The 23,815-nt window shown below is 70.5% G+C and carries 19 protein-coding genes and 1 pseudogene; 14 read left to right on the top strand and 6 right to left on the bottom strand.

The features are described from left to right. Position 1: 1 nt before the first annotated feature. Entirely contained in the window at positions 2 to 331 is a 330-nt protein-coding gene (locus ACYVIP_RS37285) for a helix-turn-helix domain-containing protein (RefSeq protein WP_460405188.1), read from the bottom strand. Positions 332 to 407: 76 nt separating this feature from the next. On the opposite strand from ACYVIP_RS37285, the gene ACYVIP_RS37280 reads away from it, so the two are divergent. From ACYVIP_RS37280 to ACYVIP_RS37270, 3 genes are all read left to right on the top strand, one after another. Continuing rightward, a complete protein-coding gene (locus tag ACYVIP_RS37280; RefSeq protein ID WP_460405186.1) occupies positions 408 to 2,033 on the top strand; it encodes an amidase in 1,626 nt (541 codons plus the stop codon). A gap of 115 nt (positions 2,034 to 2,148) precedes the next feature. Continuing rightward, positions 2,149 to 4,092, top strand: coding sequence for a glycosyl hydrolase family 18 protein (locus ACYVIP_RS37275; protein WP_460405184.1), 1,944 nt, complete (start codon positions 2,149 to 2,151; stop codon positions 4,090 to 4,092). 123 nt (positions 4,093 to 4,215) lie between these two features. Further along, a complete protein-coding gene (locus tag ACYVIP_RS37270; RefSeq protein WP_460405182.1) occupies positions 4,216 to 5,220 on the top strand; it encodes a polysaccharide deacetylase family protein in 1,005 nt (334 codons plus the stop codon). A 53-nt stretch (positions 5,221 to 5,273) separates the two neighbouring features. On the opposite strand, the gene ACYVIP_RS37265 is transcribed toward ACYVIP_RS37270, so the two are convergent. Further along, entirely contained in the window at positions 5,274 to 6,548 is a 1,275-nt protein-coding gene (locus ACYVIP_RS37265; RefSeq protein ID WP_460405180.1) for a hypothetical protein, read from the bottom strand. A 141-nt stretch (positions 6,549 to 6,689) separates the two neighbouring features. Between ACYVIP_RS37265 and ACYVIP_RS37260 the strand changes: the two genes are divergently transcribed. From ACYVIP_RS37260 to ACYVIP_RS37250, 3 genes are read left to right on the top strand one after another with little or no spacing between them, the layout of a single operon-like run. Then, a complete protein-coding gene (locus tag ACYVIP_RS37260) occupies positions 6,690 to 8,945 on the top strand; it encodes an ATP-binding protein (protein ID WP_460405178.1) in 2,256 nt (751 codons plus the stop codon). Beyond that, positions 8,942 to 9,583: a response regulator gene (locus ACYVIP_RS37255; RefSeq protein ID WP_460405176.1), complete on the top strand. Its 642-nt coding sequence runs from the start codon at positions 8,942 to 8,944 to the stop codon at positions 9,581 to 9,583. Before ACYVIP_RS37260 ends, ACYVIP_RS37255 begins: the two co-directional genes overlap by 4 nt. A 49-nt stretch (positions 9,584 to 9,632) precedes the next feature. Then, positions 9,633 to 10,349: a LuxR C-terminal-related transcriptional regulator gene (locus ACYVIP_RS37250; RefSeq protein ID WP_460405174.1), complete on the top strand. Its 717-nt coding sequence runs from the start codon at positions 9,633 to 9,635 to the stop codon at positions 10,347 to 10,349. Between the two features lie 723 nt (positions 10,350 to 11,072). Here ACYVIP_RS37250 and ACYVIP_RS37245 read toward each other — a convergent pair. The 4 genes and pseudogenes from ACYVIP_RS37245 to ACYVIP_RS37230 form a co-directional block, all read right to left on the bottom strand. After that, positions 11,073 to 12,197 carry a nucleotide disphospho-sugar-binding domain-containing protein gene (locus ACYVIP_RS37245; RefSeq protein WP_460405172.1) on the bottom strand — a complete coding sequence of 375 codons (1,125 nt, stop codon included), beginning with the start codon at positions 12,195 to 12,197 and terminating at the stop codon, positions 11,073 to 11,075. A gap of 50 nt (positions 12,198 to 12,247) precedes the next feature. After that, a pseudogene (locus tag ACYVIP_RS37240) lies at positions 12,248 to 12,658 on the bottom strand (mycothione reductase); the annotation flags it as partial. A 41-nt stretch (positions 12,659 to 12,699) separates the two neighbouring features. Further along, on the bottom strand, positions 12,700 to 13,446 hold the full coding sequence (locus ACYVIP_RS37235; RefSeq protein WP_460405170.1) for an IclR family transcriptional regulator: 747 nt from the start codon (positions 13,444 to 13,446) through the stop codon (positions 12,700 to 12,702). A 21-nt stretch (positions 13,447 to 13,467) separates the two neighbouring features. Beyond that, on the bottom strand, positions 13,468 to 15,456 hold the full coding sequence (locus tag ACYVIP_RS37230) for an oxidoreductase (RefSeq protein ID WP_460405168.1): 1,989 nt from the start codon (positions 15,454 to 15,456) through the stop codon (positions 13,468 to 13,470). Between the two features lie 155 nt (positions 15,457 to 15,611). Here ACYVIP_RS37230 and ACYVIP_RS37225 point away from each other — a divergent pair, with 155 nt between their 5' ends. Genes ACYVIP_RS37225 through ACYVIP_RS37190 form a run of 8 tightly spaced genes read left to right on the top strand, consistent with a single transcriptional unit; the run spans position 15,612 to position 23,815 of the window. Further along, the gene (locus ACYVIP_RS37225) at positions 15,612 to 17,279 is read left to right on the top strand and encodes an ABC transporter substrate-binding protein (RefSeq protein WP_460405166.1); all 1,668 of its coding nucleotides are present in this window, start codon (positions 15,612 to 15,614) and stop codon (positions 17,277 to 17,279) included. After that, on the top strand, positions 17,276 to 19,279 hold the full coding sequence (locus ACYVIP_RS37220; RefSeq protein ID WP_460405164.1) for an oxidoreductase: 2,004 nt from the start codon (positions 17,276 to 17,278) through the stop codon (positions 19,277 to 19,279). The genes ACYVIP_RS37225 and ACYVIP_RS37220 overlap by 4 nt, the downstream gene beginning before the upstream one ends. 7 nt (positions 19,280 to 19,286) lie before the next feature. Further along, positions 19,287 to 19,667 (top strand): carboxymuconolactone decarboxylase family protein, encoded by a 381-nt coding sequence (locus tag ACYVIP_RS37215; RefSeq protein WP_460405162.1) that lies wholly within the window; start codon positions 19,287 to 19,289, stop codon positions 19,665 to 19,667. Between the two features lie 2 nt (positions 19,668 to 19,669). Next, positions 19,670 to 20,410 carry a DUF2848 family protein gene (locus ACYVIP_RS37210; RefSeq protein ID WP_460405160.1) on the top strand — a complete coding sequence of 247 codons (741 nt, stop codon included), beginning with the start codon at positions 19,670 to 19,672 and terminating at the stop codon, positions 20,408 to 20,410. Then, positions 20,410 to 21,198, top strand: a complete 789-nt coding sequence (locus ACYVIP_RS37205) for a maleate cis-trans isomerase family protein (RefSeq protein WP_460405158.1) — start codon at positions 20,410 to 20,412, stop codon at positions 21,196 to 21,198. The genes ACYVIP_RS37210 and ACYVIP_RS37205 overlap by 1 nt, the downstream gene beginning before the upstream one ends. Beyond that, complete coding sequence (locus ACYVIP_RS37200; protein ID WP_460405156.1) at positions 21,191 to 21,907, top strand: SDR family NAD(P)-dependent oxidoreductase; 717 nt, start codon at positions 21,191 to 21,193, stop codon at positions 21,905 to 21,907. The genes ACYVIP_RS37205 and ACYVIP_RS37200 overlap by 8 nt, the downstream gene beginning before the upstream one ends. Then, positions 21,904 to 22,980, top strand: a complete 1,077-nt coding sequence (locus ACYVIP_RS37195; protein WP_460405154.1) for an ABC transporter permease — start codon at positions 21,904 to 21,906, stop codon at positions 22,978 to 22,980. The genes ACYVIP_RS37200 and ACYVIP_RS37195 overlap by 4 nt, the downstream gene beginning before the upstream one ends. Continuing rightward, a complete protein-coding gene (locus tag ACYVIP_RS37190) occupies positions 22,973 to 23,815 on the top strand; it encodes an ABC transporter permease (RefSeq protein WP_460405152.1) in 843 nt (280 codons plus the stop codon). Before ACYVIP_RS37195 ends, ACYVIP_RS37190 begins: the two co-directional genes overlap by 8 nt.

Raw genomic sequence — 23,815 nt, 5'->3', positions numbered from 1 at the left:
GTCAGGCCGCCAGGAGCACCGGACCCGCCGGCCGGCGGTGCGCGACCGGGGGCCGGCCGCGGCGGACATCGCTCGCGACGCCGATGAGCAGGTCGTCCAGGCCGATCTCCAGCGCACCGCCGACCGCGGCGATCATCTCGCTGGACGGCTCCTTGCGGCCGCGTTCGATCTCGGACAGGTACTGCGGCGAGATGCCGGCTCGCCGCGCGACGTCCACCAGGCGGCCGCCCCGCCGCTCCCTGGCCGTGCGCAGGTGGCGGCCGAGCGCCTCCCGCCACAGCGGCTCCGGTGCGGGTTCGCGGTCGGGATGGAGGTGCACGACGTCGGCCATACCGTCATCCTGGCACCGGCACGACGCCCTGAGCAGCGGTTCCGCTCCCGGCGAAACAGCCATAGTGTCGAAGTCCATGACCTACCGCCGCCGCATCGCCCGGCCGTTGCTTGCCGCCGCCCTGGTCACGTCACTGGTCACGTCATTGGTCGTCACGCCCGCCGCCGCCCACCCGGACAGGGTCGACGTGGTCGGGCTCGGGGTCGCCGACCTGGCAGAACTGCTCGACACCAGCCAGGTGACCTCGGTCGAGCTGGTCAGGGAGTACCTGCGCCGGATCGGCGCCTACGAGGATGCCTACGAGGATGCCTACGAGGATGCCTACGCCACCCAGCCCGGGGTCAACGCGGTCATCACGGTGAACCCGAAAGCCATGGCCACGGCCGCGCGGCTGGACCGGGAGCGCCGCCTCGGCCGCACCCGCGGCCCGCTGCACGGCATCCCGGTGGTGGTCAAGGACAACATGGACACCCACGACCTGCCGACCACCACCGGGTCCCTGGCCCTGCGGTCGCTGCGCCCCCGCGTCGACAGCACCCAGGTCGCCCGGCTGCGCGACGCGGGCGCGATCATCCTGGCGAAGACCAACCTGCACGAGTTCGCCATGAACATCACCACCATCAGCTCGCTGGGCGGCCAGACCCGCAACCCCTACGACCAACAGCGCCACCCCGGCGGCTCCAGCGGCGGCACCGGGGCCGCGGTCGCGGCGGCGTTCGCACCGGCCGGTCTGGGCACCGACACCTGCGGCTCGATCCGGATTCCCGCCGCGCACAACAACCTCGTCGGGTTGCGGCCGACACTAGGGCTGTCGAGCAGGGCCGGCATCGCGCCGCTGGCCGGCACCCAGGACACCGCCGGACCACTGGCCGTCTCCGTGCGGGACGTGGCGCTGCTGCTGGACGCCACCGTCGGCTACGACCGCCGCGACCCGGTGACCGCCGCCTCGATCGGCAGGCTGCCGCGCAGCTACCTGGACAGCCTGCGCCCGGATGGGTTGCGCGGCAAGCGGATCGGCGTGTTCACCGACTACTTCGGCGCCACCGAGACCGAACAGCAGACCAACGTCCTGGTCCGCGCGGCGATCGCCGACATGTCCGCACTCGGCGCGCGAACCGTCGAACTCGGCGCCCAACCCGCGTTGCTGGACGCCGCGGCCAAGGCCAACCGGGTGCGTGACGAGTTCGAGCGCGACCTCGACCGCTACCTCGACGCCTCGGCGAACGGCCGCCCGGCGTGGCTCGCGCGCCTGGAACCACCGGCGCGCGCGGTCACCATGGCCGACATCGCCGCCTCCGGCCAGGTCACCCCGACCGTGCTGAGCACGCTGCGCGGCTGGGTGCACAGCCCGCCGCTGCCCAACCCGGAGTACACGGAGAAGCTGCGCCAGCGGGACCTGCTGCGCGCCGGCATCGCCGAGCTGATGGCCGCCCACGACCTCGACGCGCTGGTCTACCCGACGATCACCGAGCCGCCGACGGTCATCGGCACCAGCCAGTCGTACGCGAACTGCCGGCTGGCCGGCTACAGCGGCTATCCGGCGCTGTCGATGCCCGCCGGGTTCACCCCGGCCGGGCTGCCGGTCGGCGTGGAGCTGCTCGGGCTCCCGTTCACCGAGCCGACCCTGCTGGCCATGGCGCACGGCTACGAGCAGGCGACCGGCCACCGCGCCCCGCCGGCGAGCACGCCACCGCTGCGGTAGCGGTCCTGGTTGCAGTCCGGTGACAACGGTGGTCTAGACCTTGATTCACTGTGGTCTAGACCACAAGGTGGTGCAGATCCCCCGTGATACCCCTGCCATCGACCGGAGGAGACCGATGTCATCGAGATCGTCAGCGAACCGACGACTGTTCGGCCCGTTGCTGTTGGCCGTAGCGCTCGCGTTCACCGGCCTGGCCGGCACGGCGCAGGCCGCGACCAACCCGACCGCCGTGTTCGCCAAGGTGTCCGACTGGGGCAGCGGCTTCACCGGCCAGATCGTCGTCCAGGCCGGCACCAGCGCGCTGTCGGGCTGGACGGTGGAGTTCGACCTGCCAGCCGGCACCGCGATCGGCTCGGCGTGGGAGGCGGACCTGACCCGCACCGGCGACCACTACCGGTTCGTCAACCGCGGCTACAACGGCTCGGTGCCCGCGGGTGGCTCCACCGCGTTCGGCTTCAACGGCACCGGTCCCGGCGCGCCGCTCAACTGCACGGTCAACGGCTTCGCCTGCGACGGCTCGTCGGGCGAACCCGACGGCGAGGCGCCGTCCGCGCCGTCCGGCCTGCGCGCCGGTGACCCGACCGGCACCTCGGTCCCGTTGAGCTGGCAGGCGGCCACCGACAACGTCGGCGTGGCCGCCTACGAGGTGTTCCAGGGCAACGCCGCCACCCCGGTCGGCTCCACCGCCTCGACCACGATCACCGTCGGCGGACTGGCACCGAGCACCACCTACAGCTTCCGCGTCCGCGCGCGCGACGAGGCGGGCAACGTCTCGGCGTTCAGCGCCGCGGTGTCGGTGACCACCGACGAGCAGGGCGACCCCGGCCAGGGCGGCAACCGCAAGGTCGCCTACTTCACCCAGTGGGGCGTCTACGACCGCGCGTACCTGGTGAAGAACCTGGACACCTCCGGGTCGGCGGCCAAGCTGACGCACATCAACTACGCGTTCGGCAACATCGACTCGACCGGCAAGTGCTTCCAGGTCAACCAGCTCGGCGAGGGCGACGCGTGGGCGGACTACCAGCGCCGGTTCACCGCCGACCAGACGGTCAACGGCCAGGCCGACGTCTACGACCAGCCGCTGGCCGGAAACCTCAACCAGCTCAAGCAGTTGAAGGCCAAGTACCCGAACCTGAAGGTGCACATCTCCTTCGGCGGCTGGACCTGGTCGAAGTACTTCTCCAACGCCGCGCTGACCTCCGCGTCCCGCCAGGCGCACGTGGCCTCCTGCCTGGACATGTGGATCAAGGGCAACCTGCCGCAGCTCGGCGGTGAGCCGCAGGGCGGTCCCGGCTCGGCGGCCGGCGTGTTCGACGGCGTCGACCTGGACTGGGAGTGGCCGGGCAGCGAGGGCAACACCGGCAACGTGATCCGGCCGGAGGACAAGCAGAACTTTACGCTGCTGCTGGCCGAATGGCGCCGCCAGCTCGACGCCCACGGCGCGACCACCGGCAAGCACTACGAGCTGAGCGCGTTCCTGCCGGCCGACCCGGAGAAGGTGACCGCCGGCTTCGAGGTCGACCAGGTCTTCGACCAGCTCGACTTCGCCACCCTGCAGGGATATGACCTGCACGGCGGCTGGGAAACGGTCACCAACAACCAGTCCGCGCTGCGGCTGCCGGCCGGTGACCCTGGCCCCAAGCCGTACAGCATCGAGATCGCGGCCGACGCGTGGACCAGCCGGGGCGCACCGGCCGACGAGCTCGTGCTCGGGGTCCCGTTCTACGGCCGGGGCTGGACCGGGGTGACCAACGCGAACAACGGTCTGCACCAGTCGGCGACCGGTCCCGCGCCGGGCCGCTACGAAGCCGGCATCAACGACTACAAGCTGCTCAAACCGTTGCTGGACAGCGGTTACACGCTGCACCGGGACGCGGCGTCCGGGCATGCGTGGCTGTTCAACGGTTCCACGTTCTGGACCTTCGACGACGCGACCGAGATCGCCCGCAAGGCCGCCTGGATCAAGGACAACGGCCTTGGCGGCGCGATGATCTGGTCCATCGACGGCGACACCCCCAACGGTGAGCTGATGACGGCGGTGCACCAGGGCATCGGCTGACCCGCTGAGTCCTGCCGGTGACGCCCCGGTGTCACCGGCAGGACTCTTTGACGGGCCAAGATCGGCGGCTTATATTCAGGAAAGGCGGGTAATTGTCTGTTCGATGACTCCACTGGAGGAGTGATGTTCAGAACTGCCGTTACCTCCGCCTGCACGACGACGCTCGCGGTACTGCTCGGCCTGTCGGCCGCGGCCGTGCCGAGCGCCGCCGCCGCGCCGGCCGCCGACTGTTCTGCCGGCTACGTCGGCCTCACCTACGACGACGGCCCGAACGGCGGCACCACCAGCCAACTGCTCAACGCGCTGCGCTCGGCCGGGGCGCGGGCCACGTTCTTCAACATCGGCTCGAAGGTCCAGCAGAACCCCTCGCTGGCCAGGAGTCAGGTGGACGCCGGGATGTGGGTCGGCAACCACAGCTGGTCGCATCCGCACCTGACCCAGCTCAGCGCCGCCCAGATCACCTCGGAGCTCTCCCAGACCCAACAGGCGCTCCAGCAGGCGATCGGGCAGACCCCGAACCTGTTCCGGCCGCCCTACGGCGAAACCAACGCGACCGTGCGCACCGTCGAGGCGCAGCTCGGGCTCACCGAGGTGCTCTGGTCGGTCGACTCCCAGGACTGGAACGGCGCGAGCACCAGCCAGATCGTGCAGGCGGCGGGGAACCTGCAGTCGGGCGGGGTCATCCTGATGCACGACGGCTACCAGACCACCATCAACGCCATTCCGCAGATCATGGCCAACCTGGCCAGCCGCAACCTGTGCGCCGGCATGATCTCGCCGACCACCGGCCGCGCGGTCGCGCCGACCGGCGATCCCGGCACGCCGCCGGTCGGCGCGTGCACGGCGACCTACCGGACCACCCAGCAGTGGGGCGACCGGTTCAACGGTGAGGTGACGATCAGGGCGGGCGCCGCGGCGATCACCAGCTGGACCGCGACGGTCACCCTGACCGCGCCCCAACAGGTCGCCACCACCTGGAACGGAACGCCCAGCTGGAACGGCAACGTGATGACCATGCGCCCCAACGGAAACGGCAACCTCGCCCCCGGCACCAGCACCACCTTCGGCTTCACCGTCATGGCCAACGGCCAGTGGGCGACCCCCGCGGTCACCTGCCTGACGCCCTGAATGCCTCATTCGGGACGCCCACCGTCCCGAATGCCCCATTCAGGGCATCCGCCTCAGGGCGCGTCGAGGCGGAACAGGGCGGCCCCGCCGGCGGCCAGCTGCACGAACGCCGGGCCGCCGGCGGGTTTGTAGCCCATCGGCCCGGCGTGGAACCGGCCGGAGCGCGCGATGCCGGCACCGAAGGTGAGCCGCACGGTCGTCTCCGCGCGGTCGGAGCGGTTGACCACCAGCAGCCACCGGGTGCCGTCATCGGTGCCGTCATCGGTGTCGTCGTCGGTCGCCGCGCGGAACTGGCCGAGCACCACCGCGCCGCCCTCGACGGCGGTCACGTAGTCGTCGGGGGCGAACGGCTCGGTTCCCGGCGGCAGCGGGTCGTCGTTGGCATGGCTCACCGACACCGACACCAGCGGCTTCAGCTCACGCCCGACGGGAGTCAGCCACTGGCGGTTGAGCGTGGTCGCGGCGTCGTAGAGGGGGGTCCGCTGCCCGTCCCGGGTGATGATCGCCGACTCGAACGCCTCGCCCCGCGCCGGATCCGGTGTCCAGTAGGTGAAGTACAGGATGCCCTTGGCGCCGTAGGCCAGGCTGATGTTGGCCTGCCAGCGCAGCTGCGCCTCGGTCGGCAGCTCGTGCCGGGCGTACTTGACCGACTGGAGGTACACCCAGGTCGGGATGCCGGCCGCCAGCCCAGCGCGCCGGATGATCGCCCAGTTGTCGAAGTAGTTGATGTCCACCACGCCGCCGGTGAGGATCGGGTAGCGGTCGAAGGACAGCACCGGCGGGTGCACGATGTCGATGAACCGCGCCACCATCGCCGCGTAGCTCGCGCCGTTGCCCGGCACGAGGTTGCTGTAGGCCAGCAGGGTCGGCGCCACCTCCCGCACCAGCGCGGTCACCGCCGCGGTCGTCGGGAACTTGGCCTGCGGCGGTTCGTCGTAGACGTCGAAGCCGGCGAAGGCGGGGAACCGTTGGTAGTCCTCGACCATCTGCTGGACCAACCGGCGTGCGTCGGCGGTGCTGATCCGCAGCGCCGCGTCGGGGTTGTCGTCGACCGACAGCGTGTGGGTGATCGCCGACAGCCGCGGCTCCGGCGCGTTCACCAGCACCTTGAGCCCGGCCTGCCCGGCGAGGTCCAGCGCGCGCCGGTTGATGAACTGGTCGAACATGTAGTTGCCGGTGATCAGGAAGTTCATCCCGGCGGCGGCGATCTCCTGGTAGCGCGCCAAGGTGACCTCGTACGGGTGCGGCGGCCAGAAGATGCCCAGCGGCAGGTCCGGGCCGCCCACCAACGGCAGCTGGTCGATGGGCCACGGTTCAGGGGTAACCATCTGTAACAGCCTAGTCACTTCCCCGGGAGATGGATACGCGCGTTCGTGGACCGTTCACCGACGACTGCTACGATCACCGGTCGTGGTCAGGTGCGGGATGCGGGACGCCGAAAGGCCACGATTACGGGTCACGGGGGCGAGTTGACCGGGTCCGCGCAGCGGGGGTTGGCACGGCAGGGCCTGCGCGCCGCGCTGGGTCTGCGACTGTCCGTTGTCGGCGCGGCCAGTCTGGTGTCCCTGTTCGTCGAACCGGCCCCGCAACCCGTCCTCGCGGTCGCCGTCGTGCTCGCCCTCAACCTGTGGAACGCCGTCTACGCCACCACGATGGTGCGCGGCCCCTACCGCGCGCGGTACTGGCTGGTGCCCGCCGACGTCGTCGTCGCCTGCGCGATCTGCCTCAGCCAGCTGTGGATCACCTCGCCGGAGGTCGGTGCCGGCGGCACGAACTGGGTGCTCGTGGCGGTCGGCATCACGGTGGTCAGCTATCCCTGGCAGATCGGCCCGGCCGCGCTGGCGGCGGCTTCCGTGGTGGTGGCCTCGGCGTTGCTCACCGGCTCGGCCCTGGCCCGCCCGGACGACTGGCTCGCGGCGGTGCCCCTGCAGTTGTGGCTGCTGATGGAGGCGGTGCTGTCGCTGGCCATCTACCGGTTCGTCCGCCGCGCGGCCAGATCGGCCGACCAACAGGTGGCCCGCGGTGAACAGGTGCGCCGCCAGGCCACCGTCGCCGCCTCCCGCCGCGTCGACGAGCGGGAGTACCTCGCCGCCCTGCACGACACCGCCTCCGCCACCCTGCTGATGGTCGGCGCGGGCGTCGCGGCCGACCGGCAGCAGTGGCTGGCCGACCAGGCGGCGCGGGATCTCGACGTGATCGGCGGACCGTCCGTGGTGTCCAGCCGGGAGGTCGACCTGATCACCATGCTGCGCGACGTCTGCCGGCTGACGCCGCTGCGGGTGCACCTGGCGCTGCCGGAGTCGCTGCGCATGCCCGCGGTCACCGCGGTGTTGCTGTGCCACGGCACCCGGGAGGCACTGACCAACATCGTCCGGCACGCCGGGGTCGACGAGGCGACCGTGACCGTGCGCCTCGAGGACGAACTGGTCGTGGTCGAGGTGGTCGACGATGGCCAGGGGTTTGACACCGACCGGCTGCCCCGCCACCGCTACGGCCTGGCGCGGTCGCTGGTGGAGCGGATGGACCGGGCTGGCGGCCGGGCCGAGGTGACCAGCGAACCCGGCCGGGGCACCCGGGTCCGGCTGACCTGCCCCCGCACGCCAGCCGAACTCGCCGGCGACGACACCGAGGTCATCGGCTCGGTGTTCCTGTCCGGTCTGCGCTGGGCCATCGTGGTGATGAACCTGGTGATCCTGACCTTCCTGGACCTGCCGAAGCTGCTCACCAACCTGGACGCCTACCGGGCGGTGTGGCCGCAGTTCCTCGCCTGGGGCGGGCTGGTCGCGGTGACCGTCGGGGTCGGGCTGCACCTGCGGCGCGGCGGCGACCTCGGCCGGTGGCGGTGGGCGCTGGTGGCGCTGGTGTTCGCGCTGTCGGCGCTGGCGACCGAGTCGGTGCCCCCCGAACACCGGCTCGGCGTCCTGCACTGGTCGGAGGGCGACGCCGCCTGGACGATCGTGTTGCTGCTGCTGGACGTCCGGGTCGCGGTCTTCGCCGGGGTGGTGATCGCGCAGTACGCGATGACCTTCACCCAGGCCGCGCTCGGCGGCGACAGCGGGGTGCCCATCGCGAGCCTGGCGAGCGCGACCGCGATCGTGCTCGGCTACCAGTTCGCCGTCGGCCTGATCGCCGCCGTGCTGCGCGCCCTGGCCACCTCGTCGGCCAGGGCGGCGCGCGCCGAGGAGGAGGTCCGCACCGCCGAGGCGGTCGCCGAGCAGCTGCACCAGGACCGCGTCGAGCGCTACGCCGGGCTGGCCGACACCACCGTCCCGCTGCTGCGCGGCATCGCCGACAACATCCTGGACCCCGGCGACCAGGACGTGCGCCGGCGCTGCGCGGTGGAGGCGGCCAAGATGCGCCGCCTGCTCGCCGAGGACGCCACCGCCCCGGACCCGCTGCTGCACGAGCTCGGCGCGTGTATCGAACTGGCCGAGCGCAACGGTGTCTCGGTGTCGTTCGCCGAGTGTGGGATACGGCCGGGAATCCCGCTCGCGGTCCGCCGGGTGCTGACCGAGCCGGCCATCGCCGCGCTGGCCACCGCCAAGGGCCGGGTGCGGCTCACGGTGGCCGGCTCGGACGGGACGGTGACGGTGAGCGTGATCGCGGACTGCCCGCCGCAGGCGGTCCCGGTGCCCAACACCGACCAGATCCGGACATCGACCATGCTGGACGGCGACCGGTTGTGGGTACAGGCGACATGGCAGGGAGGTCGAGGGGAAGTATGACCACGGTCGTGGTGGTGGACGACCATCCCGCGGTGGTCGCCGGGGTGCGGGCGTGGTGCATGTTCGCGGACCCGCCGATCGAGGTGCTGGCGTCCGGGGCGAACGTCGGCGTCGCCTGGCTGCGGCCGGGCAGCGACGCCCAGGTGGTGATCCTCGACCTGCAGCTGGACGTGACCGGCCCGGCCTACGGCGACCTCAAGCGCCTGGTGGACGCCGGCCGGCAGGTGGTGGTCTACAGCATGCGGGCCGACCGGGAGACCGTGCTGACCTGCCTGGACATCGGGGCGTTCACCTACCTGACCAAGTCCGAGGGCGAGGACCACCTGGTCGCCGCGGTCGAGGCGGCCGCGACCAACACCCCGTACACGCCGCCGATGCTCTCCGGCGCGTTCGGCACCGATGACCGGCCACACCGCCCCCGGCTCTCGCCGAGGGAGAGCGAGGTGTTGCTGGAGTGGTTCCACTGCGAGTCCAAGGACATGGTTGCCAGAAGGCTGAATCTGACGGTCCGCCGAGTGAACGCGTGTCTTGAGCGCGTCCGGGTGAAATACGCCAACGTGGGGCGGGAAGCGCCGACCAAGGCGGCGTTGGTCGCCCGCGCGATACAGGACGGACTTGTGCTCGCCGACGAACTGTGACCTGGGAACCCGGAAATGGTGGACGAACAGCCACCAGCACCACGCGCGGATGCTCGTTACGTTCGCCGTACTGGCAAACGTGTGGTGCGAGGAGGTCCGGGTGGGGGCACAGGGGATTCCGGTCGGAGTGGTGGAAGGCGACGCGCAGTTCAGCGCGGCGCTGCTCCGGCTGTTGGAGGCCGCGCCGGACATGGTCGTGGACGCTGTGGGCGACTCGGTGGCCCGGTTCGCGGCGCGGCGGCGGTGGTCGAACTCCATCGTGGTGATGGACCCGGACCTCCCGGTCATGCGCAACGCCGACGCGGTACGGGCGCTGACCAGGATGGGGCACCGGGTGCTGGTGCTGTCCGCGCGGACGGATGTCGGCTGGGTGCACAGCACGCTGGCCGCCGGCGCGCACGGGTGCCTGAGCAAGCAGGCGGAGAGCGCGGCGATCCTGGCCGCGATCCGCCGGATCGCGTCCGGCCAGCGGGCGCGGCTGACCGATCCGGGCGCGCCCGCGCCGGCCACGGTGCCGTCGTGGCTGGCGGAGTCGCGGGCGTCGCTGACCGCGCGGGAGCGGGACGTGCTGACCCGGCTGGTGGCGGGGGACCGGGACCAGGACATCGCGCAGACGCTGCGGATCAGCGTGCGGACCGTACGCAGCTACCTGGAGCGGGTCCGGGACAAGACCGGCCTGCGCCGCCGCCCCGAGCTGATCCGCTACGCGATCGAACAGGGCGTGGTCAGCGACGACCGGGTCCTCGCCACCCGCCAGTCCGCCTGACCCTGCCTTCGACGCGTCACCCCGTCATCTCTGGTGGGATCTGTGATTGCGCGGTGATGTAACCCGATCCAGGGTGTAACGTGGGATCTGCCCGCGCAGCGGGCCTTGGTCCTCGCAGGCCAGACCGACGCGACCTGGCGAAGGATCTTGACCGACCCGAAGACCGGCGTAGCCGTTGATGTCAGCCGACGCCGCTACACCCCACCCGCCGCACTACGCGACCAGATTCGGGCCGAGCTGCCAACGTGCACGGCTCCCACCGAGCAGAACCCATCGCAGACCCGGACCCGCCGCCTTTTTGACCCGCCCCGCAGGTGCTGCCAAACCGCGCGCATTCGGCCAGGCTGCGCGTGAGAACGAGGTCTCACAATTAGTCGATCTCGTCGTTGGGTGCCGTGGCGGGGCTCTGGTCGATGCCCCTGACAGTACGTCAAACGGAACGGCGGGTAGCGTCGTCGCTGGTTGCGCCCCGTGCACCCCGAGGAGAAGTTTACTCCGCCTGTTTGGCTCACTAATAGCTATCTGACATGCGAAGACAGGTCAGTAACGCTTCAGATTCCTGGCGAGAAACGCACGGAAGTCTACGTGCTGGACGACTGACTTATCTGGGAGATGAGCCGGTTCGGCGAATGAACGATTCCGAGCTGCGGTGCGTGCAGGGCGGGGGTGCGCGCGGCGATGGACGCTAATTAGTGCACGCCACGGTGTGCACCCCTGGCAAAGTCAGGCGAGGCCGGCGATTTTCGGGACGAGGTCGGCGGGCCTCGGCAGCGTCGCGATCTCGTCGGCCACCTCGGAGGCGGCCCGGCCCAGCCCCGGGTCGGTGAGCAGGCGGTCGATCAGCTCCGCGTCCACCTGATCCGGCTCCGAACGCAGACCGAGCCCGCGCCGCGCCACGGCGTCCGCGTTCATGTACTGGTCGGCGCCGTGCGGCAGCACGAGGTGCGTGACTCCGGCGTCGATCGCGGTCAGCGTCGAGCCGGCCCCGCCGTGGTGAACCAGCGCCGCGCAGGTCGGCAGCAGCGCGGACAGCGGCACCCACCCGGCCGCCCGCACGTTGTCCGGCAGTTCTCCCAGTGGCGACGGGTCCGCGTCGCCGAGGGCGAGTACGAACTCGGCGTCCAGATGCCGTGCCACGTCGAAGAGTTTGGTCAACGACGTGAGCGCGCCGACCTGGGTCAGCACCGTGCCGAGTGTCACCGCGACGCGCGGGCGCGCGGGCCGTTCGAGCACCCACTCGGGCAGCACGCCGCCTCCGTTGTACGGCACGTACCGCATCGGCCAGCCGCGCACCGGCCGGTCGACCATGCTCGGCGGCGCCACGTCGATCGACTCGCGCACCTCGGGAAACCCTTGCACGCCATGCCGTTCGCGTTCCTCGACCATCTTCTTGAAGATCGCCTCGGTCATCGACGCCTCGTCGGCGAACCCGAAGCCGTGCGACACGGCCGGCACGCCGAGCTTCGCGGCGACCAGCGGCCCGGTGCCCTCCATCGACGAGTACACGACCACGTCCGGCCGCCACGATTCGGCCGCCGACACGGTCAGGTCCACGGACACGCCGGACAACTTGGCGAAGATCGCGCCGACGAACTCCAACCCCTTCTCGGTGTCGACGTCCGTGCTGTAGTCGAACTCCTCGGATTGCTCGCTGGCCGCCTGCTGGAACACCGCGCCGATGTCGACACCTGGCGCGGTGTCCACGACGTGCAAGCCGGCGTTCGCGGCCTCCTTGCCGCCCGCGGTCGCCATCAGCACCTCGTGGCCGGCGGCACGCAGCGCGTGTGCTAGGGAGATCGTCGGGAACACATGGCCAACACCGGGGGAGGTCGCGAAGAGTACGCGCACGATTCCCATTCAACACGCGATCGGCGATCTTGTCGAACGTGACGGAACGGTCAGTCGAGCGGCAGGTTCAGCAGTGCGTTCTCGATCAACTCCGGCATCGCCGGGTGAATCCAGTACTGGCCGCGCGCCATGCTTCGCGCGTCCAGACCGAAGCTCATCGCCTGGATCACCGGCTGGATCAGCGTCGAGGCCTGCGGGCCGATGATGTGCGCGCCGAGCAACTGGCCGGTCGACGGGTCGGCGACCAGCTTGGCGAACCCGGTCGTGTCCTCCATCGCCCAGCCGTAGGCCATCCCCGCGTACTCCTGGCGGGACACCACGTGCCGCGCACCGCGCTCACGCGCCTGCTCCTCGGTCAGGCCGACCGACGCGACCTGCGGCGCGGAGAACACCGCGTGTCGCACGAACCGGTGGTCGGCGGCGATCGGCTCGCCGGGGTGCAGCAGGTTGTGCTGGACCAGCGCGACGGCTTCCTGCCCGCCGTTCCCTTCGCCGCGGCACTTCAGTTGCCGCGGAGCATTTCGGTCAGGCGGTCCGCTGCGGCGATGGCGGCTGGGCCGCAGGTTTCGCGGGCGCGTTCATCCAGGCGGGCGCGCGGGCCGCAGACGCTGAAGCAGCCGAACGCCCTGCTGTTACGGCCGACGATCGGCGCCGCCACCGCTGCGGCGTAAGGATCCCGTTCGCCGGAGCTGTCGGTGTAGCCGCGGGTGCGTTCGATCGCGAGGATGTGTTCCAGCTCCTTGCGGTCGTGTGGGGTCTGGTCGGTCAGGGGGGTCAGCTCGACCTTGGTCAGATACCGGTCGAGGTCCCCTTCGTCGAAGGTCATCAGGATCGCGCGGCCGGACGCGCCGGCATACAGCGGCGCGCGCCTGCCGATCTCCACGGTCATCCGCACGTCCTGGCGACTTTCCACCTGCGCCACGTACACCCGCCGGCTGCCGATCGCGAAGCTCAGCGTCACCGTCTCGCCGGTGGCGTCCCGCAGCTCCTCCATCACCGGCAGCGCCAACGAGTGCACGTCGACCGTGCCCAGAGCGGCCAGGCTCAGCTCGGTGGCCCGGGGGCCCAGCCGATACTTCCCCCGCTCCTGCACCCGGTTGGTCATCCCGGACTTGGTCAGCGCCTCCAACACCCGGTGGACCGCGCTTTTGGGCAGTTCCAGGCGCTGAGCGATGTCGGTCACCCCCAGCTCCGGTTCGCCGTCCGTGAAGCACATCAGCACGGCCGTGACCCGATCAACCGACTGCATGCTCGTCCCTCTCCGATTCGTTCACAGTTGCCCGCGCAGCGCCGCCGCGGCGGCTGCCGTTTCCGGGGTTCGTGCCGCGGCCAAGCCGGCGAGACGACCGTCGAACGCGGCTTCCAGTGCGGTGCGGGGAGTGTATGCGTCGCCGACCACGCTCACCGTGCTCCCCCGAACGGCCGTACGCAGCTCGTCGACGACTACGGCGGTCGGGACACCTACCACCACGATCGAGTCGACGTGCTCGATCCGCTGGTCCTGTCCGGACAGCGGGTCGCGACACAGCAGCGTGTCGCCGGCCATCCGCCGCGGCGCGCGCATCAGTATCGCGCTGAACCCCTTGTCCCGCAATCGCTCCACCAGTGCGGGGCGGGAGTAGACCGGGACCCGCCAGGACATCGCGGCCCGGTCGGTGACCATGGTGACCTGTTTGCCCTGGCTCACCAACAGGTCGGCCAGGGCGAGCGCGGTGGTGCCGCCGTCCTCGTCCACCAGGACCACGTGTGGCCCGGTGGCGGCCGGGTCGGTCACCGCCCGGCGTAGCGGGACGACCGGGAACTCGCGGTCGTGGACCGGGTCCGTCGCGCCGACGGCGAGCACCACGTGGTCCCAGTCGTCGGCCAGCAAAGCCGGGTCCGCGTGGGTGTTGAGCAGGATCTCGACGTCGTGGTGGCGGGCGGTCCGGGCCAGTTCGTCGATCAGCTGGCCGAACTTGGCCCGCACCGGGAGGCGTGCGGCGTACCGCAGCGCGCCGCCCAGTTCGGGCTCGGCTTCGACGAGGGTCACCCGGTGGCCGATCATGGCCGCGGCACTGGCGGCCTCCAGGCCCGCCGGGCCGCCGCCGACCACGAGCATCCGGCCGTGCGGGGCGTGCTGGGCGGCCGCGCGCAACGCGGCCCACTCCCGCTCCAGGCCGGCCTCCGGGTTGACCACGCAGCTGATCGGCAGGCCCAGCTCCAGCCGGCCCGCGCAGCCCTGGTTGCACGCGATGCACGCCCGGACCGGAGCGTTGTCCCGGTCACGGGCCACCAGGTCCGGCACCGCGATGTGCGGCCGGGCGAGCGCGACCAGGTCCGCGTCGCCGTCGGCGATCAGCCGGCGGGCGTTGTCCAGGGTGTCGACCCGGCCGACGGCGAGGATCGCGAGGTCGGGGAAGGCCCGCTTGAACGCCGCCGGCAGGTGACGAAAAGGCAGCTCGGGGAAGCTCATGTCCGCCATCTGGGTGGCCACGCTCGTGGTGGCCACATACGCCGAGTGGCTGACGTGCAGCACGTCGATCGGGTACGCGGCGGCCAGCCGCTCGACCACGGTGAGCATCTGGTCGAGGTCGAGCCCACCCGGCAGGAACTCGTCGCCGCTGATCCGCAGGATCAGCGGCAGCGACGTGGCGGCCAGTACGGCGTCGAGGACCTCCCGGCTGAAGCGCAGCCGGTGGTCCAGGCTGCCGCCGTAGGCGTCGGTGCGGTGATTGCTCGCGGGGGAGAGGAACTGCTGGAGCAGGTGCCCGTGCCCGAGGTGCACCTCGATCGCGTCCACCCCGGCGGCCTCGACCCGGGCCGCCGCCGCGCCGAACGCGGCGACCACCTCGGCGATCTCCTCGGCGGTCATCTCGTGGGGCACCGCGGCCGTCGGTGACCACGGGATCGGCGACGCGCCCCACGGCGCGGTGAGCATCAGGTGACTGCCCGCCTGCCGGCCGACGTGCAGCAGCTGCGCGGCGAGTTTCGCGCCCTCGGCGTGCACCACGCGCACCAGCTCGCCGAGCGAGGCCACGATCCGGTCGTCGGCGGCCGACACGGTGTTCGCGCGCCCGAGGCTCGTCGGATGAACCCGCATACCCTCCGTGATGATCAGCCCGACGCCGCCGGCTGCGCGCGCTCGGTGATAGGCGAGATGGCGCGCCGAGAAACCGCCGTCGACGGCGAAGTTCGTGGTGTGGGCCGGCATGACGATCCGGTTGGGTAACTCCAGCCGCCCGGCGCGCACCGGCGCATGCAGATCACGGGGAGTAGTCATCGTGGCTCCTTCGCGAGCGTGGAGAAGGCCCGGGATCGCGGGTTACAGGCGTGTTCCGTTCGGCGGTGGGGCTTGACACCGGCGGATAACAGCAGTCAAATCTGGAACAACATTTTACCGGTGTCCCGCTCATTGGAACAAGCTGAGGGTGCGCGATGATCAGATCTTCTTTCGGGCAGACGGCACGGGCGTCCTCTCGGGGCATGCGGGCAACGGGCGTCGGCGCGCTCGCACTCGTCGTGGCCCTGGTCGCCGGGGCCTGCGGCGGCTCGTCCGGGGGCGAGGGCGGTGATGGCGGCGGCGGGTCGGCGACCTTCACCTACGCGCTGACCGGGCTGCCGACCAGCCTCGACCCGGCCGACTACCAGGGCGACCCGTCCCGCAACATCGGCTTCGAGTTCGGCAGCTCACTGTTCCGCTGGGGCACCGAGGACCTGCCCGGCCAGGGCTGCGAGACGCTGGCCAACGTCGACCAGATCACCGGCGAGCTCGCCGAGTCCTTTGAGCGCAGCGAGGACGGCAAGGTCATCACCGTCAAGCTGCGCGACGCGAAGAGCGCCGCCGGCAACGTGCTGACCTCGGCGGACGTGAAGTGGACCTTCGACCGGCTGATCGCGCTGGAGGTCGGCACGCCGAGCACGTTGATGCAGGACGTCGCCGACTACGCGGCGGACCCGATCGCGGTGGTCGACGACAAGACCTTCGAGATCCGGCTCGACGCCGCGTCGGCCATGGACCTGGCCGTCCTGACCTGGCACCAGTTCCGGATCCTGGACAGCACCGAGGTCAAGAAGAACGTCACCGACGCCGACCCGTGGGGCAAGGAGTACCTGGTCGACAACTCGGCGACCTTCGGCCCGTGGACCCAGAAGCCGGGCGACTTCGCCGCCGGCGACCGGCTCACGCTGTCGGCCAACCCGAACTACTGGGGCGAGCGCGGTGACGTGAAGTCCCTGGTGTTCCTCTCGGTGCCGGACGCCTCCAGCCGCGCGCAGCTGGTGTCCACCGGCAACGCCAACTACGGCACCGGGCTGCAGTACGAGCAGTACGCGCAGCTCAAGGACACCCCGGGCGTCGACGTGCAGACCTGCGCCTCGGCCGACCGCATTCCGTTGGTGCTCAACGCGAACGACCCGAACCTGAGCAAGCCGGAAGTGCGCCGGGCGGTCTCGCTGGCGGTCGACCGGGACTCGATCGTGCAGGCGGTGTACCGCGGGTTCAACAAGCCAGCCGCCTACGGGCTGAGCCAGGCCTACGGCATCCAGCACTCCGACAACGGCAAGTACGAACACGACCTGGCGCAGGCCAAGCAGCTGATGACCGAGTCCGGGGTCGGCAACCTCGCGATCACCCTGGACATCAGCCCGAGCCGGCCCGGCCCGGAGGCCGAGCAGATCGCCATCCTGCTCAAGAGCCAGCTCGCCGAGATCGGCATCGAGGTGAAGATCCAGACGGTGGCCAGCGCCACGGAGATCAACACGATCTTCCACGACGGCACCTTCCAGGCGCTGCTCTACCTGGAGCCGCCGGCGGTCGCCGACCCGTACTACTCGATCTTCCTCTACAACTCGTCGTTCTCGGAGCTGAACACCTACGGCTACGCCAACGCCGACCTGGACGCGCTCGCCAAGAAGATCGGCGTGACTTCGCCCGGTGAGGAGCGCGACGCGCTCGCCGCGGACGCCGAGGAGGTCATGGTCGAGCACCCGCCGCTGATCTACCTGGTGGACCGGGACTTCGTGCACGCCGTCCGCGAGGGCTTCACCAACTACCAGCACGCGCCGAACGGGGAGATGTTCGTGCACACACTCAAGCAGGGATGACCGCGGTGGCCGAGTACCCCAACCTGTTCAGCCCGCTCACCATCGGCCCGAAGGTCGCCAGGAACCGCGTCTGGATGACCGCGCACAGCACGCAGCTGGTGAAGGACCACAACTTCAGCGAACAACACGTGCACTACTACGCCGAGCGCGCCCGGGGCGGTGTCGGAGTCATCACCATGGAGGCGATGGCCGTCCACCCGACGACCCAGCCGTACAAGGGGAAGATCTTCGCGTTCGACCCGGCGGTGGTGCCCAACTACAAGAAGCTGGCCGCCGCGGTGCACGAGCACGGCACGCTGCTGCTCGCCCAGCCGTGGCACCGCGGCCGGGAGACCAGCGGCACGGTCAACCGGCTGCCGGTGTGGGCGCCGTCCTCGGTGCCGTGCACGGTCTATCGGGAGATGCCGCATGTCCTTGAGCAGGAGGAGATCGACGAGCTGATCCAGGGCTACGTGCTCGCCGCGCGGTACGCGATGGAGGGTGATCTGGACGGGGTCGAGGTGCACGGGCTGGCCCACGGCTACCTGCTCGGGCAGTTCCTGTCCCCGGCGACCAACCACCGCACCGACCAGTACGGCGGCAGCTTCGACAACCGGCTGCGGCTGATCGTGGACATCATCGAGCGGACCAGGGCCGAGACCGGCCGGGACCGGATCGTCGGCGTGCGGATCAACGGCAGCGACGGTGATGTCCCAGGTGGACTGTCCAACGCGGACTGGGCGCGGATCGCGCGGGCGATCGCGGACACCGGGCTGGTGGACTACATCTCGGTCACCCGGGGCACCTACATGGAGCGGATGAACATCTACGGCGCGACGCCGCAGCCCGCCGGGTTCCAGATCGAGGACACTGCGCGGATCAAGGAAGCGGTGCCGGAGCTGCCGGTGGTGGTGGTCGGCCGGATGAACACCCCCGAGCTCGCCGAGCAGGTGCTCGCCAGCGGGAAGGCCGACATGGTCGGCATGGCGCGCCAGCTGATCGCCGATCCGGAGTGGGCCAACAAGGCTCAGCGAGGCGACGCCACCGCGATCCGGCCGTGTGTCGGCGCGAACTGGTGTATGGCCTCGATCGTCAACTCGCCGCTGGCCTGTGTGCACAACCCGGCCGTCGGCCGGGAGGCCGAACTGGGCGTCGGCACGCTCACCGAAGCCTCGGCGCACAAGCGGGTCGCGGTCGTCGGCGGTGGACCGGCTGGCATGCGGGCCGCACTGACCGCGGCGCAGCGCGGGCACCAGGTCACGCTGTTCGAGCAGGACACGGAACTGGGCGGCCAGGTCCGGCTGATCGGCCGGTCGACGACCTACGCCGAGTGGCAGGGCATCACCGACTGGCTGATCTCCCAACTCGGCCAGACCACGGTCGACGTCAAGCTCGACCACCGGGTCGAGCCGGGTGAGTTGGCGGGCGCAGGCTACGACGAGGTGATCGTGGCGACCGGCTCCACCCCGCTGCGGCACGGCTGGAGCTCGCTGCACCCGGCGTCGTGGGGCGACGGGTCGGCGGTCACCGGCACCGACCAGTGGAACGTGTATTCGATCAACGAGGTGCTCGGGGGCACCGCGCAGCTCGGCCCCCGGGTGCTGATCTTCGACGACACCGGGGCGCGGCAGCCGATGGTGGCCGCGGAGTACCTGGCCGACCGGCGGCACGAGGTCACCCTGGTCACCCGCCTGCCGCAGGTCTCGCCGGACCTGGAGGCCAGCCGCGACCTGCAGGCCACCTACCGCCGCGTGCGCAACAAGGGCATCACCTTCGTCACCGACCACGAGCTGGCCGAGATCGTCGAGGACTCGGTCGTGCTGCGCGATGTCTGGACCGGGCAGCTCAGCACCAGGGAGTCGGTGGACGCGGTGGTGCTCAGTACCGGCAACGCCGCCGATGACGCGCTTTTCCGTGAGCTGAAGGGAAAGACGTCAGTACGGGCGATCGGCGACTGTGTCTCGCCGCGCCGCATCTTCAACGCCATCTGGGAAGGCGAACTCGCCGGAAGGGAAATCTGAACCAACAATGGCTACCACCGAGATCACCGACGAGCAGGCACTGGAGAAGGTCAAGGCCAAGCGCGGCTTCCTGTTGCCGGTGCACCAGCTGATGGCCGAGGTCGACCCGCAGATCCTGCACAAGTACGACGAGCTGGCCTCGGACCTGCTGTTCGCCGACGCGCCACGGGCGCTGGACCTCAAGACGCGCTACCTGGTGCTGGTCGGCATCACCACGGCGGTCAAGGGCGACCCGGACGGGATCGTCTGGAGCGGGCGGCGTGCCATGCAGGAGGGCGCGAGCCGGCGGGAGGTGCTGGAGGCGATCCTGCTCTCCGCGCTGCCCGGCGGGGTGCCGACCGTCGAAGAGGCGACGCACGTGCTCGACCGGATCTTCGACGAGTCCTGACGGTGACCACGTTCTCGCTGCTGGTCGACCAGCACTCCGATGTGGACAGTCTGCTGACGGTGACCCCGGCGCGGGTGTACAACCTCGGCTCGGCCACTGTGGACGCCTCGGCCGCGGTGGCCCACCAGGAGGAGGTCGCCGACGTCGGGGTGCGGATCGCCTTCGACATCCCGGCGCCGCGGATCTACCCGATGGCGGTCAACTCGGTCACCACGGACACCGCGATCGGCGTGCACAGCGCGGACACGTCCGGTGAGGCCGAGCTCGTGCTCGTGGTGCGCGAGGGTGAGCTCTACCTCGGGGTGGGCTCCGACCACACCGACCGGGAGCTCGAACGGCAGAGCATCATCTGGTCCAAGCAGTACTGCCCGAGTGTGCTCGGCCAGCGGGTGTGGCGCTGGGCGGACATCGAGTCCGCCTGGTCACGGCTCATCCTGGAGTCCACAGTGGATGGCGAGCTGTACCAGCGCTCGCCGGCGGCGGTCTTCCTGCCGCCGCCGACGATCCTGGGCATCCTCGCCGAGCGGGTGACCAGCCTGCCGGACTCCTACCTGGTCTACTGCGGCACCTACACCAGCATCGACCGGCGCATCCGGTTCGGCGGGAACTGGTCGGTGACCCTGCGCGATCCGGACACCGGTGCGCGGCTGGATCTCGCCTACGAGGTCACCGACCTGCTGGCCGAGATCGAGCCGGGCTACCGGGTTCCGTTGCGTCCCGCGGCGAAGGCGGAGGAGGGCTGATGTACGGCAGCAGGGCCCGGCTCGGCGTGATCGTCCCGTCCACCAACACCACCGTCGAGCCGGAGTTCGCCGCCCACCTGCCCGGTGACGTCGCCGTCTTCGCCACCAGGGTGTTCGTCGCGGAGGTCGCCTCGGTCGAGGAGAAGGCGGCCAGCCTGCTGGCCATGCACGGCCAGCTGGAACGGGCGGTGATCGAGCTGGCGAGTGTTGGCGTGGACGCGATCGCCTTCGCCTGCACCTCCGGCAGTTTCCTCGCCGGCCGGGACTCCGACCAGGTCATGTGCGCGGACCTGACCCGGCGTCACGGCGTGCCGATCGTGACCACCAGCAGCGCGCTGGTCGCGGCGCTCACCGCGTTGTCGGCGCACACGCTGGCGGTGGCCACGCCCTATGTCGCGCCGGTCGCCGACGGCGCGGTCGCCTACCTGGCGCAGGCCGGCTTCGAGGTCCTCGCGCGCAACGACCTGCACATCCTGTCCAACCGGGACAAAGGGCGCCTTGAGCCGGCCGCCGCCTACCGGGCGGCGACCGCGCTGGACACCACCGACGTGGACGCGATCGCGGTCAGCTGTACGAACTGGCGGACGCTCGACGCGCTGGTCGCGATCGAGGCCGATGCCGACCGGCCGGCGATCAGCAGCAACCTGGCCACCCTCTGGGCGTTGCTGCGACTGGCCGGCATCAACGGGCCGCTGAGTCCGGACGTGGCGCTGATGTCGTTGCCACTGCCCGAGTCCGCCGACGCGGAGTGGACCGCAGCCGAGAATGTGGGAGTGCGTCATGGCTGAGCGGGCACCGGTCGCGTTGGTGACCGGCGCGACCGGCGGGATCGGCACCGTCATCTGTGCCGACCTCGCCAAGCACGGCTACACCGTGGTGGCCGCCGACCTGAGCGGTGCCCCGGTCCCCGGCACCGCGCACGCGGTCGAGGTGGACGTGCGCTCCCGCGACTCCTGCCTGGCCGCCGTGGCGTCCACTGTGGAGCTTGCGGGCGGGATCGACCTGCTGGTCAACAATGCCGGCATCAACGCCCGTGGCCGGGCGCAGGACGTCGGCGAGGAGGTGTGGCACCCGGTGGTCGAGGTCAACCTCAACGGCACCTTCCGGATGTGCCAGGCCGCCTACCCGGAGCTGGCGCGCCACGGCGGCGCGATCGTCAACCTCGCGTCGACCGGCGGGCTGGTCGCGATCGCCGGCTCGGCGATGTACGGCGTGACCAAGGCCGCGATCATCCACCTCACCAGAACCCTCGCGGTGGAGTGGGCCGGTGCGGGCATCCGGGTCAACGCGGTCGCGCCGACCATCGTGCCATCGCCGATGACCGAGGACGTGCTGGACGACCCGGCCTACGTGACCGCGAAGCTCGCCACCATTCCGCTCGGCCGGATGGTCGAGGCCCAGGAGGTGGCCGACGCGGTCCGCTGGCTCGCGTCCCCGGGGTCGGCGATGGTCACCGGGCAGACGGTCGCCGTCGACGGCGGGGTCAGTGTCCTATGACGACAGTGCAGACCGCGCCGCCGGGAAGTCCGAACGGGACTCGTAAGCAGTCGTGGTCCCGCCGGCATCCCGCGTTGCGCTACGCCATGGTCCGGATCGCCATCGTGCCGATCTCGCTGTTCGTGCTCGGCAGCGTGTCGTTCGTGCTGGTGTTCTTCATCCCGGGCAACCCGGCGGTCACCATCCTCGGTGACTTCGCCACCCCCGAGCAGGTGGAGCGGGTCAACCGGGCGCTCGGCCTCGACCAGCCGCTGTGGGACCGGTACGTGTCCTACTGGGGCAACCTGCTGCAGGGTGACCTCGGCACCTCGTTCTTCACCAACGAGCCGGTGCTCTCCGACATCGGCAAGTTCCTGCCGAACACCATCGAGCTGGTCGTGCTGTCGCTGACCGTCGCGATCGGACTCGGCCTGCTGATCGGTGTCACCGGGGCGTACTTCGCGCGCCGCTGGCCGGACCGGGCGTTGAGCGGGGTCACCTCCGCGCTGCAGTCGGTGCCGGACTTCTTCCTCGCGCTGGTCGCCATCTACGTGTTCTTCTTCCTGCTCGGCTGGGCGCCGGCGCCGATCGGCCGGTTACCCGTCGAGGCCGGCATCGACCATCCGCCGTTCCTGATCTTCGGCAGCCTGTTCCGCGGCGACTGGGACACCCTCGGCTCGGCGCTCGGGCACGCGGCGCTGCCGGTGCTCTCCCTCGGACTGGTCTACTCGGCCTACTTCGCCAAGACCGCGCGCGGCAGCATGGGCACCGCGCTGACCACGCCCCAGGTGGAGTTCGCCAGGGCGTGCGGGCTGCGCGAACGCACCGTGGTGCGCTACGCGTTCCTCGCCTCCCGCACCACGGTGATCACCTATGTGGCGATCCTGTTCGGCTCGCTGCTCGGTGGTGCGTCCATTGTGGAGCGGGTGTTCAACTGGCGCGGCATGGGCCAGTGGGCGCTGGACGGCGTGCTGAAGGTGGACGTGCCGGTCATCCAGGGCTTCGTGATCACCGCCGGGCTGATGACCCTGACCCTGTTCCTGTTGCTGGACCTGGTGGTCCTGGCACTCGACCCTCGGGTGAGCTATGAGTGAGCGGGCACTGGCCAGGACGGGTCCGTCGTGGTGGCTGTTCCTGCGGGCCAACCCGGGCATCGCCTTCGGCGGCGGGGTGCTGCTGGTGATGTTGCTGGCGGCGTTCTTCGCGCCGCTGCCCTACGGGCCGACCACCCCGGACCCGACGAACGTGCTGGCCGAGCCGTCCGGGGCGCACATCTTCGGCACCGACGCCAACGGGTTCGACGTGTTCTCCCGGGTGGTCGCTGCCGGACAGCGTGACCTGCCGCTCGCGTTGAGCGGCACGCTCGCCTCGCTGATCGTCGGCTTGCTGATCGGGTTGCCGCTGAGCACGAAGAGCCCGTGGAGCGAACGGTTGATGCGCGCGCTGGACGCGTTCCAGTCGTTCCCGCTGATCGTGCTGTCGGTGACGATCGTGTCGCTGACCGGCAACAACATCCAGAACATCATCTACGCCATCGTGATCATCAACGGGCCGAGGTTCATCCGGCTGATCCGGGGCGAGGCACTGGCCATTCGGGACGGTCGGTTCATCGAGGCCGCCGTGGCCACCGGTGCCCGGCCACGCCGGATCGTCTTCCGGCACATCATGCCCAACGTCGTGGACGTGTGTCTGGTGCAGTGCTCGCTCACCGCGGCCAACGCGGTGATCGTGATCGCCGCGCTGAACTTCCTCGGTGTCGGGGTGTCCCCGCCCGACCCCACCTGGGGCTCGATGGTCCAGGTCGGCGCGCAGGGCATCTCGACCGGGCAGTGGTGGGTGGCGATCTGGCCGGGGGTGGCGATCTTCGTCGCGATCGCGAGCCTCAACGTGCTCGCCAACGGCATCCAGCGTCGGGTGGAGGGAAGCTGA

The organism is Actinophytocola sediminis, from assembly GCF_054779715.1.
The sequence above is the reverse complement of the archived record's forward strand: the minus strand, read 5'-3'. Positions and strand labels throughout refer to the sequence as shown.

Bases quoted from the DNA above. Each gene is read 5' to 3' on its own strand.
- ACYVIP_RS37285 (WP_460405188.1), bottom strand. From the start codon at position 331: ATGGCCGACGTCGTGCACCTCCATCCCGACCGCGAACCCGCACCGGAG.
- ACYVIP_RS37280 (WP_460405186.1), top strand. From the start codon at position 408: ATGACCTACCGCCGCCGCATCGCCCGGCCGTTGCTTGCCGCCGCCCTG.
- ACYVIP_RS37275 (WP_460405184.1), top strand. From the start codon at position 2,149: ATGTCATCGAGATCGTCAGCGAACCGACGACTGTTCGGCCCGTTGCTG.
- ACYVIP_RS37270 (WP_460405182.1), top strand. From the start codon at position 4,216: ATGTTCAGAACTGCCGTTACCTCCGCCTGCACGACGACGCTCGCGGTA.
- ACYVIP_RS37265 (WP_460405180.1), bottom strand. From the start codon at position 6,548: ATGGTTACCCCTGAACCGTGGCCCATCGACCAGCTGCCGTTGGTGGGC.
- ACYVIP_RS37255 (WP_460405176.1), top strand. From the start codon at position 8,942: ATGACCACGGTCGTGGTGGTGGACGACCATCCCGCGGTGGTCGCCGGG.
- ACYVIP_RS37250 (WP_460405174.1), top strand. From the start codon at position 9,633: ATGCTCGTTACGTTCGCCGTACTGGCAAACGTGTGGTGCGAGGAGGTC.
- ACYVIP_RS37235 (WP_460405170.1), bottom strand. From the start codon at position 13,446: ATGCAGTCGGTTGATCGGGTCACGGCCGTGCTGATGTGCTTCACGGAC.
- ACYVIP_RS37230 (WP_460405168.1), bottom strand. From the start codon at position 15,456: ATGACTACTCCCCGTGATCTGCATGCGCCGGTGCGCGCCGGGCGGCTG.
- ACYVIP_RS37225 (WP_460405166.1), top strand. From the start codon at position 15,612: ATGATCAGATCTTCTTTCGGGCAGACGGCACGGGCGTCCTCTCGGGGC.
- ACYVIP_RS37220 (WP_460405164.1), top strand. From the start codon at position 17,276: ATGACCGCGGTGGCCGAGTACCCCAACCTGTTCAGCCCGCTCACCATC.
- ACYVIP_RS37215 (WP_460405162.1), top strand. From the start codon at position 19,287: ATGGCTACCACCGAGATCACCGACGAGCAGGCACTGGAGAAGGTCAAG.
- ACYVIP_RS37205 (WP_460405158.1), top strand. From the start codon at position 20,410: ATGTACGGCAGCAGGGCCCGGCTCGGCGTGATCGTCCCGTCCACCAAC.
- ACYVIP_RS37200 (WP_460405156.1), top strand. From the start codon at position 21,191: ATGGCTGAGCGGGCACCGGTCGCGTTGGTGACCGGCGCGACCGGCGGG.
- ACYVIP_RS37195 (WP_460405154.1), top strand. From the start codon at position 21,904: ATGACGACAGTGCAGACCGCGCCGCCGGGAAGTCCGAACGGGACTCGT.
- ACYVIP_RS37190 (WP_460405152.1), top strand. From the start codon at position 22,973: ATGAGTGAGCGGGCACTGGCCAGGACGGGTCCGTCGTGGTGGCTGTTC.